Source organism: Hafnia alvei, from assembly GCF_034424155.1.
GTDB classification, from domain to species: Bacteria; Pseudomonadota; Gammaproteobacteria; order Enterobacterales; family Enterobacteriaceae; genus Hafnia; species Hafnia alvei.
In genome coordinates this window covers 1993923-2016778 of sequence record NZ_CP139992.1, presented here as the reverse complement: position 1 = coordinate 2016778, position 22856 = coordinate 1993923, and the positions used below count along the sequence as shown (strand labels likewise).

Genomic DNA, 22856 nt, shown 5'->3' with positions numbered 1-22856 from the left:
GTGTGATCCCTTATTTGCTTTCTGAATGTGAAAGAGTGGAGTAAATCTGCTCAAGAGCCTGATGAGCGAGGGCATCGTCATCGCCGAAAAGCTGATTGAGCGTGGCGGGTGAAATGTGCGCGGCGCTGTATTCCAGCACCAGACTTCCCGTGGCAGTGTTCAATGAATAGCTACGCAAATAGCCCTCTGGATGGCATATTTCTTCAAGTGCAGACAGTTTGTTCTTACTCAGACCTGAAATCAGGCGGTTGGTGAAGCGCAAACGGATGCGCCCTGGAATATGGTGAGCCACCTCAACAAAGCGACGTAGCGTCATGAGCCCGCTTAAATCTTCTAACTGCATGAAAAAATCCCGTTCGTCATTGGTGTTCAAGTGCAAAGCACTTTGGATGTCTAGGGCTAATCTATCGTATAAAGCTATAGGTATTCACACTAAAAATAAGGTTTTAGCGCTATGTTTGCGGTCCATCAATTAATGACCGAAAGTGAGAATTGATACGATCGGAAAGTGCGGAAAAAGTCGGCAAGGGATAGACAGAGTGATTTCATTAATATAAATTATTCTCATTACGGTTATCATGTATGAGGTCCACATGTCACCTTACCTGCACCAAACTCAAAATCGCATTCGTGTACGTTCGGATTTTATTCAGCGCAATCCAAAGCAGATCAAAGAAGCGATCAAGCAACTGCAAGCGACAGACGGAATTGAAGAGATCACCCATCGCCTTTACGCGGGCTCGGTGGCGATTCGTTTTGACTCCAAGCAAGTAAAAGCAGCCACTCTGCTCGCTCAAATTGAGGGAATGGGTTGGTTGTCTGTGCAAAAAGACAAAGACTACATCGATAGCACCATCCGCCGTAGCGCCGTCTCTTTAGTTAAAGGTATCGCCATTCTGACCTTAAAGCGTACCGTGGGTGGCCCACTGGTGAGCGCCGTTACCGCCCTCGCCCGCTAATTTAGACTCTTTCTTAAACGCCGTTTCTGCCCGCAGAGACGGCGTTTTGCTATCTGGCGAATAAGATTTCTGATGAGCACCGCTGCTGGATTAACGTTGAACGTACTGAGTTATAACTAACCGGTCTAGCTCTGTGCGATACCACACGTTATGCTGCCATTTTTAGATGAAGGAAAACACGCAATGAATACTGAAGACGAATTAGCCCTGCTTGCCGCAGAAGAAGCCAGCTTGCAGTTTTCCTCATTTAATACCGATACCGCATGGGAAATTGGCTCTGAGTTAAAAGCGGAAGCGGAGCGCCGCGGCGTTGCCGTCAGTATCGATATTCAGTTAGCTGGGCACACGCTGTTTCATTACGCGATGCGTGGCACATCGCCGGATAACGCCGAATGGATCCGCAGAAAACGCAATGTGGTCAATCGCTTTCACAAAAGCTCTTATGCCATCGGCCTACGCTTACAGCAACGCAACTCCACGTTAGAAGAACGCTATGGCTTAGGTTTAAATGACTATGCCGCGCACGGCGGCTGCTTTCCGCTCATCATTAAAGACACCGGATGTGTAGGCACCATCACTGTTTCTGGTGCTCCGCAACTCGACGATCACCAGATAGTAACAACCGTGATATCTCGTTTTCTCAAGTTAACCGCTCGTTAACCGTCATGCGGACTAAAAGCAGAGATTGACATCATCTCGCTTCGCCATTGCTGTCACGCAATATGCTATCAATATTGAGCAATGGCTTAGCAATAAACAACGGGAACTATCACAAAGAAATAACGTTATTCACCAGCGATACCACTACCGATACAACGACTTTCTGCAAATTAGCCGTTAATAACCCGTGTCTCAATTAGGGATTCGCATCGATATATTAACGCTTCATCTATAATATAAGCATGCGTCATTTAACTGAAAAATTGTACTCTGCTGTTCATCTCAAGAAGGCTTACATGCCAACACCCGTAAACGCTGGCTAATTATTCATCAGATAGGTTAATGCGGATGCGCTTAGTACAATTAACAAAAAAACCATGAAAACAAATAACTTAGCTGATGACGAATAGTTCACTCTCGAACTCCATTGCTTAAAATAATAGTAAAAGGCAATTGATAAACTCACAGTTAGGCCTAGCAACACGTTATTAATAACGCTGTGTATAGACTTATCTAAAGGTTAATAGTCGATAATAGAAGCGTGGTAATAATCAACTAAAAATAGTTACGCTGGTAGATAAGTCATGTTTAAACGCGAAAAAATAACTTAACGAATGTCGAATTCATGCGAATTTATCTTCTAATAAGAATAAATATTATCATAAGAGTCAATATAGGATTTTTATTCCACTCTTAATTACTACTAATATAACTCATTCTTTCCCCCTCACTTTTTAGAGAGAGTGTACGCTATCTTGGCGTCAAGTTTGATTAACTCTTTGAGCTTGATAAACCAGATTTTTTTCGACTTTGAGCGAGAGTTATAGACTTTAGTCAAGGCAACCTCTGCCAACTGGGTGTAAACTATCATCGATGGTGGTTGATTCAGTCGCTTAGTTCTAGGTCTGATGAAAACAGTGGTTAGAAATTGTGCCCTTCTTTGAGATTCTGTTTCATTCGTTATTTCCGGCTAAAAAGCGATTCGTCGCTTGAGTGATTTTTTTGTGTGAATCATAGGATTTATCGCAATGAAGCAAGCTTGGGGTGTACCAAAATTGTGCCCATTTTGTCACCAGCGGGAGTCCATTTGGCCAGATGCCAATGGTGTAGTCGTTGAACCTCTCTTAGGGAGCTAGGTCACTAGCTAACAATTCGTATAATGAAAACGCATAAAATTAACGGCGTGATGCCGTTTAGCGCGCTAATAGAAGCCTGCTGGCGTGAGCCTTACAACGCACAGCGCTTTGTTAAAGATATTATTGCCGGCATCACCGTCGGCATTATTGCTATTCCTTTGGCGATGGCCCTTGCCATCGGCAGCGGCGTACCGCCTCAGTACGGTTTATATACCTCAGCCGTTGCAGGTATCGTGATCGCGTTAAGCGGCGGTTCACGTTTTAGTGTTTCAGGCCCAACAGCGGCTTTCGTTGTGATTCTCTATCCGGTGTCACAGCAGTTTGGTCTATCCGGTCTGTTACTGGCGACGTTGATGTCTGGGGTGTTTTTGCTGCTGATGGGACTGGCTCGTTTTGGCCGCCTGATTGAATATATTCCCCTTTCCGTCACTCTCGGTTTTACCTCTGGTATTGCGATTACCATTGGGACCATGCAAATCAAGGATTTCTTCGGTTTACACCTCGAACACGTGCCAGAAAGCTATCTCATGAAGGTCGCTGCGCTAGCGCAGGCGCTGCCCACCATTAGCTGGGCCGACACGCTGATTGGCGCAACCACGCTGGCAGTATTAATTCTCTGGCCTCGCTTAGGGCTGCGTTTACCGGGGCATTTACCCGCACTGCTGGCCGGCACCGCTGTCATGGGTATTTTTGCGCTATTTGATACCCACGTAGCCACTATCGGCTCTCGCTTTAGCTACCTGCTAGCCGATGGTACTCAAGGCCAAGGCATACCGCCGATCCTGCCGCAGTTTGTGTTGCCGTGGAATCTGCCATCGGGAAATGGACAGCCCCTTGATTTAAGCTGGAACACGCTGACTGCGTTGATGCCGGCGGCCTTCTCTATGGCGATGTTGGGTGCCATAGAATCTCTGCTGTGCGCCGTGGTTCTTGACGGTATGACCGGGAAAAAGCACAACTCTAATGGGGAGCTTATCGGTCAAGGGTTAGGTAATATTGCTGCGCCTTTCTTTGGCGGTATCACCGCTACGGCGGCGATTGCACGTTCAGCCGCTAACGTGCGTGCGGGAGCAACTTCACCAATATCAGCCGTTATTCACTCGTTGCTGGTGATCCTCGCCCTGCTGGTGCTCGCACCGTGGCTCTCCTTCCTGCCACTGGCCGCAATGGCTTCACTGCTGTTGATGGTGGCGTGGAATATGAGCGAAGCGCATAAAGTGGTTTATCTGCTGCGTCGCGCCCCCAAAGACGACATCATCGTTATGTTGATGTGTATGTCATTGACGGTGCTATTCGACATGGTGATTGCTATCACCGTGGGGATTGTGCTGGCATCGCTGCTGTTTATGCGCCGTATTGCACGGATGACGCGCTTAAGCGTACTGAGTGAATCAGCCGAGACGTCAACGCTGATGCTACGCGTTAGCGGGCCGCTATTCTTCGCGGCTGCCGAGCGTATCTTTTCTGAGCTGTTGGTACAAAGTGAAGATTACGATACCATCGTCATGCAGTGGGACGCGGTTCCCGTGCTTGATGCAGGTGGGTTGAACGCATTCCAGCGCTTCGTTGAGGCGTTACCAGAAGGGAAACAGTTGATTATCACCGATATTCCTTTCCAACCGCTGAAAACCTTTGCTCGCGCTCGGATCGCGCCAATCTCAGGCAAACTCGCCTTCTTCTCTACCCTGCCAGATGCAGTTAAGCATTTGAACGAGAGCGCAGCTTCTTAGTACAGCGTTTGTTAGAGACAAAAAAGGCACGCTACACGCGTGCCTTTTTTATACCCTAACTAAAATCTCAATAAGATTAGTTAGATGTATCTAGCTCTGGGAAGCTTTTCACCAGATCGTCAATCGCTTTCATCTGAACCAAGAATGGCTCAAGTTTATCAAGCGGCAGCGCAGATGGGCCATCGCAACGAGCATTGGCTGGATCTGGATGAGCTTCGATAAACAGGCCAGCCAAACCAATCGCCATACCTGAACGAGCCAGTTCGGTTACCTGCGCACGACGTCCGCCAGATGCCGCACCAAACGGGTCGCGGCACTGCAGGGAGTGTGTCACGTCGAAGATTACCGGGCTACCTTTAGAGGCATTTTTCATCACGCCGAAGCCCAGCATATCGACAACCAAATTGTCATAGCCGAAGTTTGCACCGCGATCGCACAGAATGATTTTGTCGTTGCCGCCTTCTTCAAACTTATCAACGATGTTCCCCATCTGGCCTGGGCTCAGGAACTGTGGTTTTTTCACGTTGATCACCGCTCCAGTTTTTGCCATCGCTTCAACCAGATCGGTTTGGCGCGCCAAAAATGCTGGCAATTGGATCACATCAACCACGTCGGCAACCGGCTGCGCCTGTTCTGGTGTATGAACGTCAGTGATAATTTTAACGCCGAAAGCCTGTTTGATATCTTGGAAGATGCGCATACCCTCTTCTAGACCTGGGCCACGATAAGAGTGAATGGAAGAACGGTTGGCTTTATCAAAAGAAGCTTTGAAGACGTAAGGGATACCCAGTTTTTGAGTAACGGTAACGTAGTGCTCACAGATACGCATCGCCAAATCACGCGATTCCAGCACGTTCATGCCACCGAAAAGAACGAACGGTAAATCGTTCGCGACTTTGATATCACCAATGCTGACAACTTTCTGTTTCATGCTTGCGCCTTAATGTTCAAGTAACCGTGTATACCTTGTGGCTCTGAAGTCGCGACTGCAACTGCGACAACAAAACGTCCGGCATAAGAATCAATAAATGGAGGCAAAAATAACGAATTTAAACCCCATCAACGCAGTTGGCGCTCATGGGGGAAAATAAATCAGTGCAGAACAATATTTTTCTGCTCAATGGAGTGTATCTGAACCTTAATCACTTCGGATACAGGGTCTTCTGGACACTGCTCAACAAAGTAGCTGAGGTCAGAAACCGCAATATGATTACAATCCAACTGCGCATAAATCAAGCCGCGATCGCGAATCTCATAGGGATCTTCGGGGTCAAATTCCAGCAAGGCCTCGCAGGCGCGCAGCGCAGATTCAATCTGTTTTTCTTCCATCAACGCTGCTTTGAGAGTGCTCAACATTTTGCGCACCACCATGCTGTTTTCTGCTTCGTCGAAGTCGGTATCTTCAAGGCTGGCCATTAAGCCAAGATTGCCCTTCAACCAAACTTCTAACGTATGCTCGTTGAGCGTCTCACCGTTGAGCGGATTAACCAGCCACATTTCTTCATCGAGCCAATCGGCTCGCATAATCAGTTGAGTTGGGAAAATGACCGGCTGCAAAGGCAAATCAAGCTGGTGCGCAATATGCAGGAAAACAATGCCTAAAGAAACTGGCGTTCCCTGACGTGAGCTAAGCACCTTATCCAGCCAGAGCGCGTCAGAAAGACGATATACGCCGCCCACGCCGCCAAATCCCCACTCATTGAAGAACAGATCGATTAGCTGCTCAAGTTTCTGATCCTGATCTAATTCCGCATCGATATGCGCCAGCGCCTGCTCCGTCAGCTGCTGCAATGTTTCGCGCACTGTATCGGCAGGAAAATCACGACGTATAGCTTGCGAAACTAGAATAACCCCTTCGCTCAGAGGGAAGCGGTTAAACTCAAAATCAGCTATGGAACTCATACATACCCCATCAGCAACGGCATTTTCGTCATTGCCAGTTTAATAATTAAGTACAAACATACGAGTGCTGCCACGAAAGCAAAACATCTTACTTTTTGGCTACGTGGTCGTTTGCCTAAAGCAACATAGCCAAGCACAACGTAAATAATAACACCGACCAGTTTTTCCGTCAGCCAAGTCCCCTGCGGGGTAAATGGATAAAATCGAGTAATAAAGACCAAGGCGATACCGGTTACAAATAAAAGGGTATCGTTCACATGTGGCGCAATCTTCACCCAACGGCGCTCTATCATAGCTGAATTACGGCATTTCCAGAAGAAACGCAGAATGAATAGCACAACGCTTATTGCCACCGTCAGCAAATGCAGATGTTTTATCCCAATATAAGCTTCCATACGTTATTTCCTCTTTCTGTAGTCAACGACATTGGGCACGATAAAGACGTGTGTTCCACTATTTGGCTATCCACTGGCCGAAAGAAATCCGGTCATTGTTACCATAATCTTTTTGCGTGGCGACCTGCACAAATCCGCGAGCCGTAAGCAGTTGGCGTACGGCTTCGCCCTGCTGCCAGCCATGTTCCATAATCAACCACCCTTCATGGATGAGATGATCGGGCGCATATTCAACAATATGGCGTAAATCTGCCAGCCCCTGCTCAGGAGCCACTAACGCACTGGCAGGTTCAAAGCGAACATCGCCCTGCGATAGATGCGGATCGGCTGCATCGATGTAAGGAGGATTACTCGCAATGAGCGCAAACTTCTGCCCGGAGACTGGCTCAAACCAGCTTCCTGTGAAAAATGAAGCATTAGTGAGGTTTAGACGTGTTGCGTTACGCAATGCAAGTGCCGCGGCATCCGCCGAATAATCCACGCCGATAAACTGACTATCCGATCGTTCACTGGCGAGAGCCAAAGCAATAGCGCCAGTTCCGGTCCCTAAATCCAGCGCCCTACAGGCCGTTGCAGGCAACAGCGAGAGCGCTTTTTCCACCAAACATTCGGTATCTGGACGAGGGATCAGCGTCGCCGGTGACACTTCTAGCGGAAGCGACCAAAACTCGCGTTCTCCAACCAGATAAGCCACTGGTTCACCCCGTTCGCGGCGCGCCAGCAGATGCTCTAGCTGTTGCGCCTGCTCTGGCGAAAGCACGGTTTCGCCAAACGCTAAAATATAGCTACGTGTTTTGCCAGTGACAAAACCAAGCAGGATCTCAGCGTCACGCTTAGGGCTTTCACCGTTAGACAGCCTTTCAATCGCCTGTTTTAGCCACTGGTCAAATCGCATTAGTCTTGCTCAGAAAGTGATGCCAACTGATCGGCTTGGTATTCTTGAACGATAGGCTCGATCAACGAATCCAGCTTCCCTTCCATCACTTCATCCAGACGATAAATTGTCAGGTTGATACGGTGGTCGGTCACGCGGCCCTGCGGGAAGTTATATGTGCGGTTACGGTCAGAACGATCGCCGCTGCCTAACAGGTTACGACGCGTTGATGCCTCTTCCTGCTGACGCTTAGCCATTTCAGCCGCACGAATACGCGCCCCTAGCACCGACAACGCTTTTGCTTTGTTTTTATGCTGGGAACGTTCGTCCTGACATTCAACCACGATACCGGTTGGTAAGTGAGTAATACGAATCGCTGAGTCCGTGGTGTTAACGTGCTGTCCACCCGCGCCCGATGAGCGGAAGGTATCAATACGCAAATCGCCTGGGTTGATATCCGGCAATTCAGCTTCTGGAATTTCAGGCATCACCGCAACGGTACAGGCAGAGGTATGGATTCGGCCTTGTGATTCCGTTGCCGGTACGCGCTGCACGCGATGACCGCCAGATTCAAACTTCAAGCGCCCATAGGCACCCTCGCCGATCACTTTGGCGATAACTTCTTTGAAGCCGCCGTGTTCGCCTTCGTTAGCACTCATCACTTCAACTTTCCAGCGACGCGCCTCAGCATAACGGCTGTACATGCGGAACATATCGCCAGCAAACAATGCGGCTTCATCACCGCCGGTTCCTGCGCGAATCTCTAAATAGCAGCTGCGCTCATCATCTGGGTCTTTCGGCAACAGCAGAATTTGCAGCTGTTGTTCTAAGTCAGCGATCTGATTTTTAGCTTCTGAAATTTCTTCCTGCGCCATTTCACGCATTTCAGGATCGTCTAGCATCAGCTCAGCCGTGGCGAGATCCTCCTGTACCTGTTGCCAGGTCTGGAAACAACGAGTGACGTCGGTCAGCTGCGCGTACTCGCGTGACAGCGCGCGGAAACGGTCTTGGTCGGCAATCACTCCGGCATCTCCGAGGTGCGCCTGCACCTCTTCGTGACGCTCTTGTAATGCTTCTAGTTTGGCAACGATAGAAGGCTTCATGCGTGGCTATTTACCTGTATGTAATAAGAGGAACTAATTTTGGTCCAGCCCGAGACTGTCACGCAACACCTGTAATTTTTCGATGTCGCCGTTACTCGCGGCCTGCTGGAGGGATTTGGTTGGTGCGTGAATCAGTCGATTGGTTAGCCGATGCGCCAATTTATGGATGACGGTTTCAACATCGGCACCCTGTGCAATCGCGGCCAGCGCTTCTGCTTCCGCTTCGGCGCGCATTTGATCGGCCTGTGAACGATAATCTCGGATAGTTTCCACCGCACCTTGGGCTCGTAGCCAGGCCATAAAATTGGCACTTTCCTGCTGCACAATATGCTCAGCCTGAACGGCTGCGGCTTTGCGCTGCGCAAGATTGCTTTGAATGATCGAATGCAAATCATCGACGCTATATAAATAGGCGCTGGCTAATTTACCGACTTCCGGCTCAATATCACGGGGAACCGCGATATCAACGAACAGCATCGGCTGGTTACGGCGAGCTTTAAGCGCGCGTTCAACCATGCCTTTACCGATGATCGGCAACGGGCTTGCGGTGGAACTAATGATGATATCGGCCTGCGCCAAACGCTCATCAATTTCGGGTAACGTAATCACTTCCGCGTTAACCTCATCCGCTAGCGCCTGAGCGCGTTCGCGGGTGCGGTTAGCAATCATCATATGCCGCACTTTATGTTCACGCAGATGACGTGCCACCAGCTCGATGGTTTCACCCGCGCCAACCAGCAGCACATTGACTTCAGAAAGCGATTCAAAGATCTGGCGCGCCAGCGTACAGGCGGCAAAAGCCACTGAGACGGCGCTGGCGCCGATATCTGTTTCAGTACGTACACGCTTGGCGACCGAGAACGTTTTTTGGAACAGACGCTCAAGGTCAGCAGACATCGACTGCTCACGTTGAGATTCCGTATAGGCCTTTTTGACCTGCCCTAAAATTTGCGGCTCGCCCAATACCAAAGAGTCCAATCCACTGGCTACACGCATCAAATGGTTCACGGCATCGTTATCTTGATACCAATAGAGGCTCTTATTGACTTCGTCAGGGGAAAGTTTGTGGTAAGCGCACAGCCAATCAACGATCTGTTTATGCAGATCCTGCGGTGGCACATCTTCCGGTTGCTCCATGCTGAGGTACAGCTCGGTGCGGTTACACGTAGACAGCACAACGCCAGCCTGCACCAGTGGTTGCTGGCGTAAGCTTTCAATAGCATGGTTCAGTGTTTCAGGTGAAAACGTCACCCGCTCACGGAGTGCTACCGGTGCAGTTTTGTGATTGATTCCAAGTGCAAGCAGGCTCATGACAAATCGTCGAATAGTATCGCTTCAGATACCCTAAATAATTCGCGTTGCAGGCAGACGGCGAGAGAACGAATCCCGATAGGCTTACATCAAGTAAGTGATTCGGGTGATTGAACGCAGCCAACGCACATGCAGCTTGAAGTATGACGGGTATATTCGTTTATTTATGTGGGCATTCTACTTGATGCGCGAGATCAATAAAAGCCACACGAAATCGGGATGTATCTTATTGAATCAATTTCCCTGACTTTTACCCTTAATATTTGTTACACCACACGCAGAAAGCATTGACGCTGCTAGATAAGACCGCTAGCGTTAGCCGCAATGATCATTCTCCGCTCCACCCTCGAGAATCTGAACGGACAACCCGATGCAAAAACTAAAATTACTTAAATTACTGCCGCTTAGCTGTGTTTTATTGGCCGCCTGTAGCACCACGCAGCACAAAGGTCCTGCCGGTAGCCCTACCGCACCACAGTGGCGCGAACATGAGTCTCAGGTTCAGAAAATCGCTGAATATCAAACTCGCGGTGCTTTTGCCTATCTTTCCGATAAGCAAAAAGTATATGCCCGCTTCTTCTGGCAACAAACGGCACCAGAACGCTATCGACTGCTGCTGACTAATCCGCTAGGCAGCACTGAAATGGAATTAAACGTCATTCCGGGCGTGGTGCAATTGACAGACAATAAAGGCAAGCGCTATGTCAGCGATAACGCAGATGAAATGATCCAAAAACTGACCGGCATGCAAATTCCGCTACAGAGCCTGCGTCTATGGATGCTAGGCCTGCCGGGTGACGCAACCGAGTTCACCCTTGATAGCCAGTATCGTTTGCAAGACCTGACCTACAGTAAAGATGGACTCACGTGGAAAGTGAACTACCTAAAATATGATGCCGACAGCAAACCGTCTCTACCCGCTCAGCTAGAAATTACGCAGGGTGAACAGCGTATCAAGCTCAAAATGGATAATTGGACGCTGCAAAAATGATGTCGACCACCCGCGTTTGGCCTGCACCCGCCAAGCTAAACTTATTTTTATACATCACGGGCCGTCGTCCAGACGGCTACCATAATCTACAGACGCTGTTTCAGTTTTTGGATTATGGCGATCGACTCACCATCACGCCGCGTAATGACGGTCAGATCAATTTACTCACGCCCATCGACGGCGTGCCAAATGAGCAAAACCTCATTATTCGGGCAGCAAAACTGCTGCGCGACAATTTGCCTGAGCGTTTCTCACACTGCGGGGCGGATATCGCGCTAGAAAAGATCATTCCGATGGGGGGAGGTCTTGGTGGCGGTTCGTCCGATGCGGCAACAGTGCTAGTAGCACTCAATACATTATGGCAAGCCAATCTCAGCGACAGCGAGCTGGCAAAGTTAGGTTTAACCCTCGGCGCGGATGTACCTATTTTTGTTAATGGCTTTGCATCTTTTGCAGAAGGTGTTGGTGAATTGTTACATCCCGCACATCCTGAAGAAAAATGGTACCTTGTTGCACACCCCGGTGTAAATATTCCTACCCCGGCGATCTTCGGCGATCCGGAGCTGAAAAGAGACACTCCTGTGCGGTCTTTGCAGGAACTTCTCCGTATTCCGTACGCAAATGATTGCGAACTTACCGCAAGAAAACGTTTCCGTGAGGTTGAACAGGTCATTTCATGGCTGTTACAATACGCGCCGTCGCGTCTGACTGGCACAGGTGCTTGTGTGTTTGCTGAATTTGACACCGAGTCTTCTGCCCGTCAGGTGCTTAGCAGAGCCCCCGAGTGGATCAAGGGTTTTGTTGCGCGTGGCGTTAATACCTCACCGTTACACCTTGTCCGCTCAGAGCTTATTGAGTCCGTAAAATGATTTTTACGTTTGATGCGCCCTGCTCGATACGCGTTTTAAGTATCAGCAACGCATCAATAGCGCGAACTATGAGCACAATTTAGCGCAAGTAGCCACGTTTTGACTCGGCCATTTGTCTTGTTTGGCAAATGAAGAGAACTTAGACATATTCAAAGTGATGTGCATTCGCTGTTACTGCTTTGAATATTTGAGTTCTGAAACACCCGTAGGGTATTGCAGCACGCTATCACCACCCCCTGTTTAACGTGTCTGTACTGCCAACTTCTCTGGACGCAAGCCTGAGGTTCTTCTCGTGCCTGATATGAAGCTTTTTGCTGGTAACGCTACCCCGGAACTAGCACAACGTATTGCCAACCGTTTGTACACCAGCCTTGGTGACGCCGCTGTAGGTCGTTTTAGCGACGGCGAAGTGAGCGTACAAATCAACGAAAATGTACGCGGTGGTGATATTTTCATCATCCAGTCCACCTGTGCACCAACCAACGATAACCTAATGGAACTGGTTGTTATGGTTGACGCGCTGCGCCGCGCTTCTGCCGGCCGCATTACCGCAGTTATCCCTTACTTTGGCTATGCCCGTCAGGACCGCCGTGTGCGTTCTGCGCGTGTGCCAATCACGGCGAAAGTCGTGGCTGACTTCCTGTCAAGCGTAGGTGTTGACCGCGTTCTTACCGTGGACCTGCATGCTGAACAGATTCAAGGCTTCTTCGACGTGCCGGTAGACAACGTATTCGGTAGCCCGATCCTGCTGGAAGATATGCTGCAACAGAATCTGGAAAACCCAATTGTGGTTTCTCCAGATATCGGTGGTGTTGTTCGCGCCCGTGCTATTGCTAAACTGCTTAACGATACTGACATGGCTATCATCGACAAACGTCGCCCTCGCGCTAACGTTTCTCAGGTGATGCACATCATCGGTGACGTTGCAGGCCGTGACTGCGTGCTGGTTGATGACATGATCGACACCGGTGGTACGCTATGTAAAGCCGCTGAAGCACTGAAAGAACGTGGTGCTAAACGTGTATTTGCTTACGCAACCCACCCAATCTTCTCCGGCAACGCGATCGACAACATCAAAAACTCTGTGATTGATGAAATCATCGTCTGCGATACCATCCCTCTGTCTGACGAAATCAAGGCGCTGAAGAAAGTTCGCACCCTGACGCTGTCTGGCATGTTGGCTGAAGCTATCCGCCGTATCAGCAATGAAGAATCTATCTCTGCGATGTTCGAACACTAAGTTCTCGTTCAACATGCAGCAAAACGGCGGAGAAATCCGCCGTTTTTTGTTTGCACTGGGTAGGACGCAGACAAAAAAACGCCGCGTTGCGAAAGCAGTGCGGCGTTTTATTTTATTAGGCTAATATTCATTGAATGTTATTCACTAACAACTTCTTAAACACAATCTTATTACTCAAAATAACCGTTTGTGAAAGGTTAAGAATGACGAGTATTACGATTACAGCGTTTATCAAAGTGGCGAACCCACCAGTAACGGTCGGCAACACGTTCATGACCACCGATACGCGCACCGGCCAACCATAACAGCGCCCCAACGAAGATACTCATAACAGCGCCGTGTGACAAAAACTGAGGTAAATTGAGCTGAGGCAGCTGGGCAAGAACGGAGTAACCTACGCCGCCAACCATGGTGATCAGGCCTAATCCCATAAAAACGTTACCGAGCCTCATGGCAGTTTTACGTTTCATAAATCACCTCCTCAAGTTAGAACACTTAATGTGTTACGCCTTCCGGCGTTCAATCTTTCCTTATGCTTAAAGTATAGACTCATATGGCGTATGGTTATTGCGCCATACATCACAATTTGTGCTTTTTCGCTTATCTTTCTTTACGTTAATTTTACATTACCCTTAACACTACTGATTCTATAGTGTGCTTATGATTTATCCAATTCATGACTATTTTTTAACTTAACGCCCTCCTTTGAGCCAAGCTTTTGCATTCCCGCCGCATAGGGGTAAAATGCGCGGCTGAATTTCTTCTCTGATACGTGGAACAAAACGTGACTATCAAACTAATTGTCGGCCTTGCCAATCCCGGAGCGGAATACGCACAAACACGTCATAACGCAGGGGCATGGTTTGTCGATGCGCTGGCTGAACGCAACGGCCAGTCACTGAAGGAAGAAAGCAAATTTTACGGCTATACCGCGCGCCTAAATCTCGCTGGCAGCGACGTGCGTTTATTGGTACCAACCACGTTTATGAACTTAAGCGGTAAGGCTGTTGCCGCCCTAGCCACCTTTTACCGTATTCAACCTGATGAAATTCTGGTTGCACACGACGAGCTCGACCTACCACCGGGCGTTGCCAAATTAAAGTTAGGCGGCGGAAACGGTGGTCATAACGGCCTAAAAGATATTCAGAGCAAACTGGGTAATAACCCAAACTTTTACCGTCTACGCATCGGTATTGGCCATCCAGGCGATAAAAGCAAGGTTGTCGGCTTTGTGCTTGGTAAGCCGCTAGCCAGCGAACAACCGCTGATTGACGACGCTATTGATGAAGCGCTGCGCTGTACCGAAGTGCTACTGAAAGAAGGCATCGATCGCGCAATGGCGCGTATGAACGGGTTCAAATCTACGCCACGCTGATGATATACGCGCGCCCTTTCCCGATGGATGATTCGAGAAAAAGATACTTTGCGTGTATAATTGGCGAATAATTTCCAATTTCTTCAACATGCTAAATTTTAGTTGTTGATATTCAATAAGTTAAGGTGATAACACATGGGATTCAAATGCGGTATTGTGGGCCTGCCAAACGTTGGTAAATCCACTCTGTTCAATGCGCTGACCAAAGCGGGTATCGAAGCAGCGAACTTCCCGTTCTGTACCATTGAACCGAACACCGGCGTCGTTCCTATGCCTGATCCGCGTCTGGACAAACTAGCTGAGATTGTAAAACCACAGCGCATCCTGCCAACCACCATGGAATTCGTTGATATCGCAGGTTTGGTAAAAGGCGCCTCTAAGGGTGAAGGCCTGGGCAACCAGTTCCTGACCAACATCCGTGAAACCGAAGCGATCGGCCACGTTGTTCGTTGTTTCGAAAACGACAACATCATTCACGTGAACAACAAAGTTGATCCTGCTGACGATATCGACGTTATCAACACTGAACTGGCGCTGTCTGACTTAGACACCTGCGAACGTGCAATGCATCGTGTGCAGAAGAAAGCCAAAGGCGGCGATAAAGACGCAAAAGCTGAACTGGCTGCGCTGGAAAAATGTCTGCCACAGCTGGAAAACGCAGGCATGCTGCGCGCGCTGGATTTAACCGATGAAGACAAGGCGGCTATCCGCTACCTGAGCTTCCTGACGCTGAAACCAACCATGTACATTGCTAACGTGAACGAAGACGGTTTTGAAAACAATCCGTATTTAGACACCGTGCGTGAAATCGCGGCGAAAGAAGGTTCTGTGGTAGTTGCCGTGTGTGCCGCAGTTGAATCTGATATCGCTGAACTCGACGATGCCGACCGTGACGAATTCATGGCTGAACTTGGTCTGGAAGAGCCAGGTCTGAACCGCGTTATTCGCGCAGGTTACGAGCTGCTGAATCTGCAAACCTACTTCACCGCTGGCGTGAAGGAAGTTCGTGCATGGACCATTCCTGTTGGCGCTACCGCACCACAGGCCGCCGGTAAAATCCACACCGACTTCGAAAAAGGCTTTATCCGCGCTCAAACCATCGCGTTCGACGACTTCATCACCTACAAGGGTGAACAAGGCGCGAAAGAAGCCGGCAAAATGCGTTCAGAAGGTAAAGACTACATCGTTAAAGATGGCGACGTAATGAACTTCTTGTTTAACGTCTAAAAGTCCCCTTCTTGCTGACCCATAAAAAATCCACGCATCAGCGTGGATTTTTTTATTTCATAGAGGCTCTGATATTATTGTGACAGCACAGTTAAAGTTAAGAGCATCACTGAGAGCACATTGACCTGAATACTATGCAGATAGCGTTTATCGGCTTTTCAAAATGATCCTCTGGTTAAATTGATTAAGATTTTCAAATTTGATAAAACAGCCACCCGAATGATTCTTAATGTAAAAGGCATTGAACAATTGCAGGCATATTTATTTCAAGCGATGCAAACAATAGTTTAAAATCAATTATAGAATTGAATAATTTAATTGGCTTATTAAGCCCAGCCTATTACTTTACCAAATTTAAACATTCGATAGTGCTTATAGCTTAAATAAGGTTAACTCCATATTATCGTCCCTAAACATCTGCAATCTCATATCCAAGTGGAGATGTTTCTCTAATAAATATCTCTACCGCACTTGAGTCTGGGGAGGCAGTTAATGCCCCTTTTTGCGTAGTAGCTAAAGCACCACATGCGCTGGCTTGAGCCATGACTCGATACAGGTTTGGCAGATTAACGGGCAAATTATTTTTCGCAATACCCGCCAGAAGGCCAGCCATAAATGCATCTCCAGCACCGGTAGTATCTACACTATTAACAGCATAACCATTAAAATGGATCACTTGGTTTTGCCATAACACCATCGAACCCTGCGCGCCATATGTCACGACCTTCAGCTTGGATGGAATTGAATGAAGCACATCAATTGCTTTAGCGAAATCATGCGTTCCGGCTAGCCAATACCATTCTTCTTCCGATAGTTTTAAAATATCAGCCTGAGATGCAAACTGATGAATAATCGTAAACATTTGCTCGCGATCAGACCACATTTGCTCTCGTAAGTTGACATCAAAACTCAAAAGCCCGCCTTGGCCTTTAACTTTGGTAATTGCAGAGGCCAATGTGTTGCGACATTCCTTTGAAACCAAAGCTAATGAGCAAAAATGGAGGATATCCTGCTCAAAATGCGGCAGAGAATCTAAAGTCAAAAACTGATCTGCCGAAGGGTTAACTAAGAAGGTAAATTCACGTTCTCCATTTGTAGCTAAAGAAACCAGAACTGTACTGGTTCTAAATTTATCATCGAACTGCATATGATGTGTATTAACACCATATTCATCTAAACTTTCTTTGAGAAAATTGCCAAATGAATCCTCACCTACCCGACCAATAAATCCACTTTGACAGCCAAGCTTTGCTGCTCCCACAGCCACATTGACCGGTGCTCCACCAGCACAAGCCTGATATTGCATATTTGATAAAGGTAGCAGGTCAACAACCGCATCACCCAGTGTCCAGATATTCATGATAACTCCTCGAAATAAACGATACTTTAAAACAAGTATTTAAAACGTAGACGAGCCCCGTAGCGCGGCTGATTACTCGAATCTTCTTCTGCAGATGAATTCAACCATGAAGCGTATGCACCAAGATAAATATTAAAATTTGGCATATTCATAATATCCGGCACCTGCCACGAAGAATGTATGGTATGGATGTCGTATTTTCCAGGTGCCAATATGGCGCAATCATTACCGCATTCACCATTAACACCGCCAGCGTTAAAGTTTGATATTTTGTTATGCGCATATATATACCCCAGCTCTACACGGTGCCAGAGTGCATTTATACCAGCACTGAAATCTTGCTCATCCTTAGCATCCATCATCGCGGTATTTAAGTTAACTATCATTCCGTCTTGAGGATCAGTTCTCAAAGAGTTCCATGTCATAGTCAAACCATAGCCAGTTCTTTCAGATGTATCGTGCCAATGCCCCTGACTATCAGTGTACCCATACGCATTATTAACCGCGTTAGTTTCCATTGCTGCAGCCAATGAATAATTGCCCGAACGCCAAGAAACTACGGGACGAAAATACACAACATTCTTTTTATTATCTAATTTTTCTCCGTGATAACGCTGGTCTACAAAAAGTGAGCTGCCATCTTCGACTAATGTGTTTAGTTCTAAGTACCAATTATCAATCGTTTTACTTACTAGTAGATTTCCACCGCTGTTGCTACGCCCTCGCGCTTCTTTCATCATGTAGATGTAACCATAGCCATCACTGTATAGGTCATTGGCCGTATTTCCTGAATATTCAACAAACGTATCTTGATTAAGTGGGAACATATCATAGGCTTCAAAGCGCCCTACTTTCATTAACCAATCATTTTCCTTGCCAAAATAAAATGCAGCATCATCAAGATTCATTTTTCCATTCATATCGGCAAGTGGCTGAACCGTAAATCCAGCGTACTTCCCATTACTTGAATGCTGAACGCCATCTACGCCGAGTAATATACGGCCATTAACATCCCAACGCTCTCTTTCACTGGGAGCTAATTTCTTATTCGCATTTGTTTTTAGGGAAGTTAAGCTACCCGTTCGACTAGCACTATCTAGATTAAACTCAACATCTCCATAAAATTTCAACTTGGATTTTTGATTAAAAATAAATTCTGATGTGTTTTTATTGTTAGTGATATCTGTATTGATTTTATTATTCTCAGCGGGCTTATTCTTTAATGTTTTAATTTCCGCCTCTGCTACGCCTGCTCTTTTTTCTGCTGCAATCAATCTTTCCTCTAATTGAGAAATACGCTGCTCTAAGGTCAAATGGGATTGGGCATAAAGAGTGCTAGAAAATGCGCCGATACATAACAACAATCCGTTCTTCACGATCATAGAATGTGTCCCTGCCAAGCGGATATTATGCAATAGGTTTGATGTCGTCGGTGGAAAACGACGACATCAAATTTTTTACTTATCTCAGATTCCAAGCGCCGCATTCTTTTAGAACGGCGTTTCCCGACCATGCAAAAACATTTAACTGGCGCTGTTGTGGATAGATTCTGCTACTTAGGCAAGCTTCACCGTCATTCACAAACACCTCGACGGATGAACGATCGAAGAATACGCGAAGATTTAACTCATCACCTGTTGGCATAGGGATACTACGTTGACCACAAAGGTTATGCTGCGGATAATTCCGCTCAAGGATCAGACGTTTTGCTTGATTATCAATATATAATCTCATCCCATCATCAAGTGCGATTCCATATTGTTCAGCTTCGCTAAGCGAGGTATCCCAAGTAACGATGACTTCTGCGGCCTCACAATTATGCATGACACATAATTGTTTATTTTTTAATGTGCTGACTGGCCAGCTATACCATTCCTCTCGAAGACTTTCGACTTCATGCACAGGACGCATTTGTAGTTGGTTGTTTGGCGTGATGACTAACTCGCGTGGCAAAGTAAACATACCTGCCCATCCATCCTGCTGTTCAGGTAAAGGCGATTCCCACATATCCATCCATCCGATAACAATACGCCGACCATCTGGAGCGAGGAAGCTTTGCGGGGCGTAGAAATCATGGCCGTGATCGAGCTCTTGAAACTTGCTTTCTTGGATGAATTTTTCACCGGGTTGCCATCGACCCACTATATAACCGCTTTGGAAAAGATTACGGTTAGCATAACCTTCAGCAGCCATCCCCTGAGGAGAGAACATCAGTACCTGTTTATCATCGAGGGTGAAAAAGTCAGGACATTCCCACATGTAACCCATGCCGTGCGGTGCTTCAGCAAGTATTCCTTGCTCATGCCAATGATGGAGATCCTCTGAGCGATATAATCTCACCTGCCCAGTATCCTCAACACGTGCACCGACGACCATGTACCACATCTCTCCTTCCTTCCAAACCTTAGGATCTCGGAAGTGATGCAGTCCTGATGGCGTATCTAATATCTGTCCTTTACGCGTGAAGTTGACGCCATCACGGCTAGTAGCAATGCACTGAACCTGATAGAGATTATCTTCACTACTTGGATCCCCATGGAACTTATGTCCTGTATATATAAGAGCTAGCTCATTGCCGTTAACAACCGCAGAACCAGAGAAACAGCCATCCTTATCCTCTGGACCTTCGGGTGCTAGTGCTACAGGCAAGTGCTCCCAGCGCATAAGGTCCCGACTGCGAGCATGCCCCCAATGCATCGGCCCCCACTCAGTTGAATAGGGATGATGTTGATAAAATGCGTGAAACCATCCATCAAACCAAACAAGTCCATTAGGATCATTCATCCAGCCAGCCCGTGCTGCCAAATGATAATAGGGATACCAGCGCGTATTTAGCTGATCGCTTTTTTCTGTCAGCACCTGTTCTGCATCGGCAATGTGTAATGTCATAAAAATTACTCTTTTTCAGTCAAAGGGAAGAAGATCGCGAAAGCACACCTGCTGTCGAGGACTTATGGCTTCGCAAAAGAAATATTGAAATAAACGTGGTGCTAAACACCATCAATCCCATCAGTAAATAGGATTGCGCAAAGCCATATTTTTCATAGCTATAGCCAGCAAGAGGAGATAAAACGGAAGCGATGACGGAGCTTGTACAAGCGAAACCTACAAGGTATAGCGTTGAGGAAAGGCGCTTATCGAAGTTAATGCTGTTGTACTTAAATATAGAGACCAACAGAATTGGCAACTCGACGGCATGGAGTAGCTTTGTAATTGAAATCAGCAGAGGCCCTTCAACCAGACCAGAGCCGATCATACGTAAGGCCATTACCATGCCAGCAAATATAAGACCATTTTTGGCACCAATGCGATTGACTAACCAAGGTGCACAGAACATACCGCCCGCTTCTAAAAAGACCTGAAACGAATTTAAATAGCCGAACATTGCATTCCCTTCTCTCAGGGTGGCAAATTGTGAGGCAAAATAAACGGGGAATTGCTGGTCATAGACACTATAAATACAGGTCCCAACCACAAAAAATACCAAAGCCCAAAACCGTGGGAGTGTCAGGAGTCTTAATGCATCTTCCAATGTCACTCTTTCAGCCCCCACTTCAACTTTTTCCAAACTTGCAGGAGTGCTAACTTTCAAACGAGCAAGCAGGCAGAAGAAAACTAGGCCTGAGCAGGAAGCCACTAAAAAATTAAGATTCGGATTAATATTAAAGAGTAAGCCCGCAAAAAAGGTCGCGGTAGCCCAACCGAGTGATCCCCACATGCGCGCCTTGCCAAACTCGAAGGTACTTTGTCGAGCGACACGCTCGGTATAGGACTCTAAAACGCCGATACCCCCATTAAATGTCAGACCGACAAATAAGCCGCCAAATACGCTGCCTAACAGAATATTGATGCTCAGTAAGTATCCAAAGAGCAAATACGCAGGCCCAGAGAGAATTAATAGCGCGGTAATATACCAAAGCAGATTTTTGCGTAATCCCAGTCTGTCCTGAATAAAGCCATAACATACCTGAGCGCATAATGCTGAAACTGACAAAACAGCAAAAATGATACCAGTATCAGTGGCTTTCAGTCCGGCCTCCTGATGGAGCCAGATTGAAAGCAATGAGCTTGAAGATGACCAACTGACAAAAAAGAAAAATAACAAAGCACTTAATAATGGGTAACTGCGAGAATGATGCTTCTTCATCATAGCAATCTCATATAGGGGGCATGAAGAAATGATAACGTTAACAAAATGAGTTCATCTCGCTATTTTGCTGCAGTTTATGATGTTAATCACATAAGTTAACGTTAACATAAAATAATTGAGAGAGAGATCATATTTTTCGACAGGTCTTCTGAAGGCTCAGCAATTCAACACGAATGATGGGATACGATGTAAAATGTAACAGGCTGCGAGCTTTGGCCCGATGGATAGGTTTGCCTCTAAAACTATGGAAGAGACTGGCTCACGTATAAACGATATCTTCGTGAAGTCGCTGTCCGACAAACAGGCTAGGCGCCCTCTTCTTAAATCGATGACTGCACTAAATAAAAGCATTCTTTTACATCAGAAACAGAGTTGTATAGCCTGATGCAATTAGAACTTAGGTTAGGATTCATATCATTAGGACTGGTAATTATGGCGTCACTAAAAGATGTAGCAAAACTGGCAAACGTATCATTAATGACGGTATCACGAGCACTTAACAGTCCTGAAAAACTAAAAGCTGAGACGTTAAATCGCGTTCAGACAGCCATAAATCATTTAAATTACGTTCCCGACCTATCTGCGAAAAAAATCCGCGGAGCCCGTGCAACTCCCGACACAATAGGTGTTTTAGCTCTAGATACGGTCACAACACCCTTTTCCGTTGATATCACTTTATCAATTGAAGAAACTGCGCGAGCACATGGCTGGAACAGTTTCGTCGTAAATATGTTCTCAGATGATAGCCCGGAAACGATGGTTGACCTGCTTCTGTCTCATAGACCCAGTGGTATTATCTATACCACTATGGGACTACGTCAGGTACCAGTCCCTCATAAGTTATTGTCTTTGCCTTGCGTATTAGCAAATTGTGAAAGTCTACATGAACCTATTGCAAGCTATATCCCAAACGATGAGCAGGGACAGTACGACGCTATAAAGTCACTGTTGGCGAGAGGATATCGCCGTCCTCTATGCCTACATCTTCCAGCCAATCATCCAGCGACAATTCGTCGTTTAAAGGGTTTAGAACGCGCTTTTCATGAAGCAAGAATAGATCCAAATGCATTGGTGCATTGTTATATGGAATTTGGTGACGAGCATTATCAGGATATTCCCGCAATGGTGCTGGCGAATATGCCTAAGGGTAGATTGACCTTTGATTCCGTCGTATGTGGTAATGACCGAATAGCCTTTCTTGTCTATCAGGTGCTGCTTGGTCGTGGAATCCGCATTCCAGAGGATGTAGGTGTCTTGGGGTATGATAATATGGTAGGCATTGGTGAACTGTTCTTACCTCCATTATCTACGGTTCAATTGCCTCACTATGAAATTGGGCGTTTGAGTGCACTGCATATCATAAATAGTGAGTCTCATAGAAGAACAGTCCATGTTAAAAGCCCTTTGTTAGAACGGTCTTCAATATGAAAGTCGTTAAGAAGCTAAGTCTCTAATATTTCACAATGCTAATCCCTTAGTAGGAATGAGTCTCATAGGCGATGAGGTCATAGCGTTTAAGAGTCATTGTTGAAACATGAAGCTTTTAATCGCCGAGCGGTCCCATAAACAAGAAC

General features: G+C 46.9%; 21 protein-coding genes. 9 read left to right on the top strand and 12 right to left on the bottom strand.

The features are described 5' to 3' along the window. Positions 1-10: 10 nt before the first annotated feature. The gene (locus tag U0008_RS09390; RefSeq protein ID WP_025801863.1) at positions 11-343 is read right to left on the bottom strand and encodes an HMA2 domain-containing protein; all 333 of its coding nucleotides are present in this window, start codon (positions 341-343) and stop codon (positions 11-13) included. Between the two features lie 250 nt (positions 344-593). Here U0008_RS09390 and U0008_RS09385 point away from each other — a divergent pair, with 250 nt between their 5' ends. The 3 genes from U0008_RS09385 (at position 594) to dauA (ending at position 4485) form a co-directional block, all read left to right on the top strand. After that, positions 594-959, top strand: a complete 366-nt coding sequence (locus U0008_RS09385) for an HMA2 domain-containing protein (protein ID WP_043492966.1) — start codon at positions 594-596, stop codon at positions 957-959. A gap of 183 nt (positions 960-1142) precedes the next feature. Further along, positions 1143-1619: a heme-degrading domain-containing protein gene (locus U0008_RS09380; RefSeq protein WP_025801859.1), complete on the top strand. Its 477-nt coding sequence runs from the start codon at positions 1143-1145 to the stop codon at positions 1617-1619. A 1159-nt stretch (positions 1620-2778) separates the two neighbouring features. Further along, positions 2779-4485 carry a C4-dicarboxylic acid transporter DauA gene (dauA, locus tag U0008_RS09375; RefSeq protein WP_043492965.1) on the top strand — a complete coding sequence of 569 codons (1707 nt, stop codon included), beginning with the start codon at positions 2779-2781 and terminating at the stop codon, positions 4483-4485. Positions 4486-4561: 76 nt separating this feature from the next. On the opposite strand, the gene kdsA is transcribed toward dauA, so the two are convergent. From kdsA to hemA, 6 genes are all read right to left on the bottom strand, one after another. Then, entirely contained in the window at positions 4562-5416 is an 855-nt protein-coding gene (gene kdsA / locus U0008_RS09370; protein ID WP_004090343.1) for a 3-deoxy-8-phosphooctulonate synthase, read from the bottom strand. Between the two features lie 161 nt (positions 5417-5577). Beyond that, positions 5578-6387: an invasion regulator SirB1 gene (gene sirB1, locus U0008_RS09365; RefSeq protein WP_025801854.1), complete on the bottom strand. Its 810-nt coding sequence runs from the start codon at positions 6385-6387 to the stop codon at positions 5578-5580. Continuing rightward, the gene (locus tag U0008_RS09360) at positions 6384-6782 is read right to left on the bottom strand and encodes a SirB2 family protein (protein ID WP_043492964.1); all 399 of its coding nucleotides are present in this window, start codon (positions 6780-6782) and stop codon (positions 6384-6386) included. The genes sirB1 and U0008_RS09360 overlap by 4 nt, the downstream gene beginning before the upstream one ends. 58 nt (positions 6783-6840) lie before the next feature. Beyond that, positions 6841-7677 (bottom strand): peptide chain release factor N(5)-glutamine methyltransferase, encoded by an 837-nt coding sequence (gene prmC, locus U0008_RS09355; protein ID WP_043492963.1) that lies wholly within the window; start codon positions 7675-7677, stop codon positions 6841-6843. Continuing rightward, the gene (gene prfA, locus U0008_RS09350) at positions 7677-8759 is read right to left on the bottom strand and encodes a peptide chain release factor 1 (protein ID WP_025801849.1); all 1083 of its coding nucleotides are present in this window, start codon (positions 8757-8759) and stop codon (positions 7677-7679) included. The genes prmC and prfA overlap by 1 nt, the downstream gene beginning before the upstream one ends. Positions 8760-8792: 33 nt before the next feature. After that, the gene (gene hemA, locus U0008_RS09345) at positions 8793-10070 is read right to left on the bottom strand and encodes a glutamyl-tRNA reductase (protein WP_025801847.1); all 1278 of its coding nucleotides are present in this window, start codon (positions 10068-10070) and stop codon (positions 8793-8795) included. 370 nt (positions 10071-10440) lie between these two features. Between hemA and lolB the strand changes: the two genes are divergently transcribed. The 3 genes from lolB (at position 10441) to prs (ending at position 13170) form a co-directional block, all read left to right on the top strand. Next, positions 10441-11061 (top strand): lipoprotein insertase outer membrane protein LolB, encoded by a 621-nt coding sequence (gene lolB / locus U0008_RS09340; protein WP_040045140.1) that lies wholly within the window; start codon positions 10441-10443, stop codon positions 11059-11061. Beyond that, positions 11058-11930 (top strand): 4-(cytidine 5'-diphospho)-2-C-methyl-D-erythritol kinase, encoded by an 873-nt coding sequence (gene ispE / locus U0008_RS09335; RefSeq protein WP_043492961.1) that lies wholly within the window; start codon positions 11058-11060, stop codon positions 11928-11930. The genes lolB and ispE overlap by 4 nt, the downstream gene beginning before the upstream one ends. 292 nt (positions 11931-12222) lie before the next feature. After that, a complete protein-coding gene (prs, locus tag U0008_RS09330) occupies positions 12223-13170 on the top strand; it encodes a ribose-phosphate diphosphokinase (protein WP_008813270.1) in 948 nt (315 codons plus the stop codon). A 197-nt stretch (positions 13171-13367) separates the two neighbouring features. On the opposite strand, the gene ychH is transcribed toward prs, so the two are convergent. Next, positions 13368-13640, bottom strand: coding sequence for a stress-induced protein YchH (gene ychH / locus U0008_RS09325; RefSeq protein ID WP_025801841.1), 273 nt, complete (start codon positions 13638-13640; stop codon positions 13368-13370). Positions 13641-13954: 314 nt separating this feature from the next. Between ychH and pth the strand changes: the two genes are divergently transcribed. Then, positions 13955-14545, top strand: a complete 591-nt coding sequence (gene pth / locus U0008_RS09320) for an aminoacyl-tRNA hydrolase (protein WP_043492982.1) — start codon at positions 13955-13957, stop codon at positions 14543-14545. 135 nt (positions 14546-14680) lie between these two features. Next, positions 14681-15772 carry a redox-regulated ATPase YchF gene (gene ychF, locus U0008_RS09315; protein ID WP_043492959.1) on the top strand — a complete coding sequence of 364 codons (1092 nt, stop codon included), beginning with the start codon at positions 14681-14683 and terminating at the stop codon, positions 15770-15772. A gap of 409 nt (positions 15773-16181) precedes the next feature. Here ychF and U0008_RS09310 read toward each other — a convergent pair whose 3' ends face one another. The 4 genes from U0008_RS09310 to U0008_RS09295 all read right to left on the bottom strand — a co-directional run bounded on the left by U0008_RS09310 (position 16182) and on the right by U0008_RS09295 (position 21282). Next, on the bottom strand, positions 16182-17132 hold the full coding sequence (locus U0008_RS09310) for a PfkB family carbohydrate kinase (protein ID WP_043492958.1): 951 nt from the start codon (positions 17130-17132) through the stop codon (positions 16182-16184). A gap of 26 nt (positions 17133-17158) precedes the next feature. Further along, positions 17159-18514 (bottom strand): carbohydrate porin, encoded by a 1356-nt coding sequence (locus U0008_RS09305; protein WP_043492957.1) that lies wholly within the window; start codon positions 18512-18514, stop codon positions 17159-17161. Positions 18515-18593: 79 nt separating this feature from the next. Then, positions 18594-20021: a glycoside hydrolase family 32 protein gene (locus tag U0008_RS09300; protein ID WP_043492955.1), complete on the bottom strand. Its 1428-nt coding sequence runs from the start codon at positions 20019-20021 to the stop codon at positions 18594-18596. Between the two features lie 19 nt (positions 20022-20040). Then, on the bottom strand, positions 20041-21282 hold the full coding sequence (locus U0008_RS09295; RefSeq protein WP_043492954.1) for an MFS transporter: 1242 nt from the start codon (positions 21280-21282) through the stop codon (positions 20041-20043). A gap of 432 nt (positions 21283-21714) precedes the next feature. Here U0008_RS09295 and U0008_RS09290 point away from each other — a divergent pair, with 432 nt between their 5' ends. After that, the gene (locus U0008_RS09290) at positions 21715-22710 is read left to right on the top strand and encodes a LacI family DNA-binding transcriptional regulator (RefSeq protein ID WP_043492981.1); all 996 of its coding nucleotides are present in this window, start codon (positions 21715-21717) and stop codon (positions 22708-22710) included. Positions 22711-22856: the final 146 nt, after the last annotated feature.